Here is a 2,983-nt window from a genome sequence, read left to right on the forward strand (position 1 = left end):
TACTCGGCGCCGCCGACCGTCACCGGCTTCTATCTGATCGACAGCCTGATCGCGCGCGACTTCGAGACCTTCCGCTCGGCTCTGAGCCAGCTGATCCTTCCGGCCGCGACGCTGGCGATCTTTTCGCTGGCGCCGATCGCCCGCATGACCCGCGCCTCGATGCTGTCGATCCTCGCCTCGGATTTCGTCCGCACCGCCCGCGCCAGCGGCCTGTCGCCTACCAAGGTGACGATGACCTACGCCTTCCGCAACGCGATGCTACCGGTGATCACCACGCTCAGCATGGTGTTCTCGTTCCTGCTCGGCGCCAACGTGCTGGTCGAGAAGGTGTTCGCCTGGCCAGGCATCGGCTCTTACGCGGTCGAGGCGCTGATCTCCTCGGACTTCGCTCCGGTGCAGGGCTTCGTGCTCACCATGGCGGTGATGTACGTGCTGCTCAATCTGGTCATCGACATTCTGTACGGCATTATCGATCCGCGCGTGCGGCTGGAGGGTTAGAGCAATGAGCAGCGTTGCGCCTTCGATCGGCGACACTCCTTCTACACCCGCGCGGCGTTCTCCGCTGATGGAGACGCTGTCGCACACCCGCTACGTACTCGGCGAAAACCGCGTCACCGCCTTCGCCTTCGCGCTGCTGGTGCTGATCGTGCTGGCGGCACTGATCGGTCCGTACATCGTGCCTTATGATCCGCTCGGCAGCGACACCGCACAGGCGCTGAAGGCCCCTTCGGCGGCGCATTGGTTCGGCACCGATCAGCTCGGCCGCGACATTTTCAGCCGCGTCGTCGTCGCCACCAGACTCGATGCCTTCATTGCGGTCGCGTCGGTGGTGCTGGTGTTCCTGATGGGCGGGCTCGCCGGAATCGCGGCCGGTTACTTCGGCGGCTGGACCGACCGCATCGTCGGCCGCATCGCCGACACCATCATGGCGTTTCCGCTGTTCGTGCTGGCGATGGGCATCGTCGCGGCGCTCGGCAACACCGTGCAGAACATCATCATCGCCACCGCCATCGTCAACTTCCCGCTCTATGCCCGCGTCGCCCGCGCCGAAGCCAATGTCCGCCGCGAGGCCGGCTTCGTGATGGCGGCGCGGCTGTCCGGCAACAGCGAAATGCGGATCCTGCTGGTGCACATCCTGCCCAACATCATGCCGATCATGATCGTGCAGATGTCGCTGACGATGGGCTACGCTATCCTCAACGCCGCCGGCCTGTCGTTCATCGGCCTCGGCGTCCGCCCGCCCACGGCCGAATGGGGCATCATGGTCGCCGAGGGCGCCAGCTTCATGGTGTCGGGCGAATGGTGGATCGCGCTGTTCCCCGGCGTCGCCCTGATGATCGCCGTGTTCTGTTTCAATCTTCTCGGCGACGGCCTGCGCGACATCTTCGACCCGCAGCGGAGGACGTGAGGATGCACAGCGCCACAACGTTTGCTTTCGTCATGGCCGGGCTTGACCCGGCCATCCATCCCACTTCGCAAAACATTCTTTCCAGAGCGGTGGACCGCCGGGCCTTCGCCGCGCCGAAGGGGCTTCGGCCCCGCAGGCGGGTCAGGCCCGGCGGTGACGACCGGCAGATGCGGAGACCCCGATGACCGCTCAACCCCTGCTTGAGGTTCGCGATCTCACCGTCGAATTCGCCACGCGCCGTGGTATCGTCAAGGCGGTGCAGCATGTCGATATCAGCGTCGGCAAAGGCGAGACGCTGGCGATCGTCGGCGAAAGCGGCTCCGGCAAGTCGGTGACGTCCTATGCGGTGATGCGCATCCTCGATCGCGCCGGGCGCATCGCCGAGGGCTCGGTGATGTTCGGCGGCATCGACGTCAAGGAAGCGAGCGAAACAACGATGCGCGACCTGCGCGGCCGCGAGATCTCGATGATCTTCCAGAACCCACGCGCCGCGCTCAACCCGATCCGCAAGGTCGGCGACCAGATCGAGGACGTGCTGCGCCAGCACGTGCAATCGACATCCACCGACCGCGGCGAAAAAGCGATCGCGGCGCTCGAGGCGGTGAAGATCGCCCGGCCGCGCGAGCGCTATCACGCCTATCCGTTCCAGCTCTCCGGCGGCATGTGCCAGCGCGTGGTGATCGCCCTGGCTCTGGCGTGCAATCCGCAGCTCCTGATCGCCGACGAGCCGACCACTGGCCTCGACGTCACGACGCAGAAAGCCGTGATGGATCTGATCGTCGAACTCACCCGCAGCCGCGGCCTGTCGACGATCCTGATCACCCACGATCTTGGACTCGCCGCTGCCTATTGCGACCGCGTCGTCGTGATGGAGAAAGGCCGCGTCATCGAGACCGCGGCGGCCGCCGAGATCTTCGCCAACCCTCAGCATCCCTACACCAAGAAGCTGATGCGCGCGACGCCGCGGCTGGGTGTGAGCTTGCGGGATTTGTTGCCGGAAGATGAGCAAGGCGCGGCGCAAGCCAAAAATTCCGCCGTCATCGCCGGGCTTGACCCGGCGATCCATCCCCCTGTGCAAGAAGCTCCTTCGAAGCAGATGGCCCCCCAGGTCAAGCCCGGGGGGGACGACCTGGTGATCGGGGATACTACAAAGCCCACCCCTCCCCTGCTCGTCGTCGACAAGCTGGTGAAGGAATATCCGCGCCAGGGCGCGACGGCGGCGCTGGGACGACTATTCGCGCGGACACCCGCCATCGAGCCGGACGTGTTTCGCGCCGTCGACGGCATCAGCTTCAGCATCGGCCATGGCGAAAGCCTCGGCCTCGTCGGTGAGTCCGGCTGCGGCAAGTCGACCACGTCGATGATGGTTATGCGGCTGCTCGACCAGACCTCCGGCCGCATCAATTTCGACGGCGAGGAAATCGGCGCCATTCTGCCTCACGCCTTCGCGCGGCTACCGCAGCGCAAGGCGATCCAGATGGTATTTCAGGATCCGACCGACAGCCTCAATCCGAGATTCACGGCGGCGCGCGCCATCGCCGATCCGATCATGCAACTCGGCGACATCAAGGGCCG

Annotated in this window: 3 protein-coding genes; all 3 read left to right on the top strand. The window is 65.3% G+C overall.

Annotated elements, in window-relative coordinates; all coding sequences use genetic code 11:
• Nucleotides 1–498: ABC transporter permease (locus I5M_RS12210; RefSeq protein WP_022721666.1), on the top strand; the 498-nt coding region annotated here is incomplete at its 5' end.
• A gap of 4 nt (nt 499–502) precedes the next feature.
• A complete protein-coding gene (locus I5M_RS12215) occupies nt 503–1,408 on the top strand; it encodes an ABC transporter permease (protein ID WP_022721667.1) in 906 nt (301 codons plus the stop codon).
• 181 nt (nt 1,409–1,589) lie between these two features.
• A partial coding sequence (locus I5M_RS12225) for an ABC transporter ATP-binding protein (RefSeq protein WP_022721668.1) occupies nt 1,590–2,983 on the top strand: 1,394 nt, incomplete at its 3' end.

The sequence above is a fragment of the Rhodopseudomonas sp. B29 genome, from assembly GCF_000333455.1.
In the GTDB taxonomy this organism is placed as follows: domain Bacteria; phylum Pseudomonadota; class Alphaproteobacteria; order Rhizobiales; family Xanthobacteraceae; genus Rhodopseudomonas.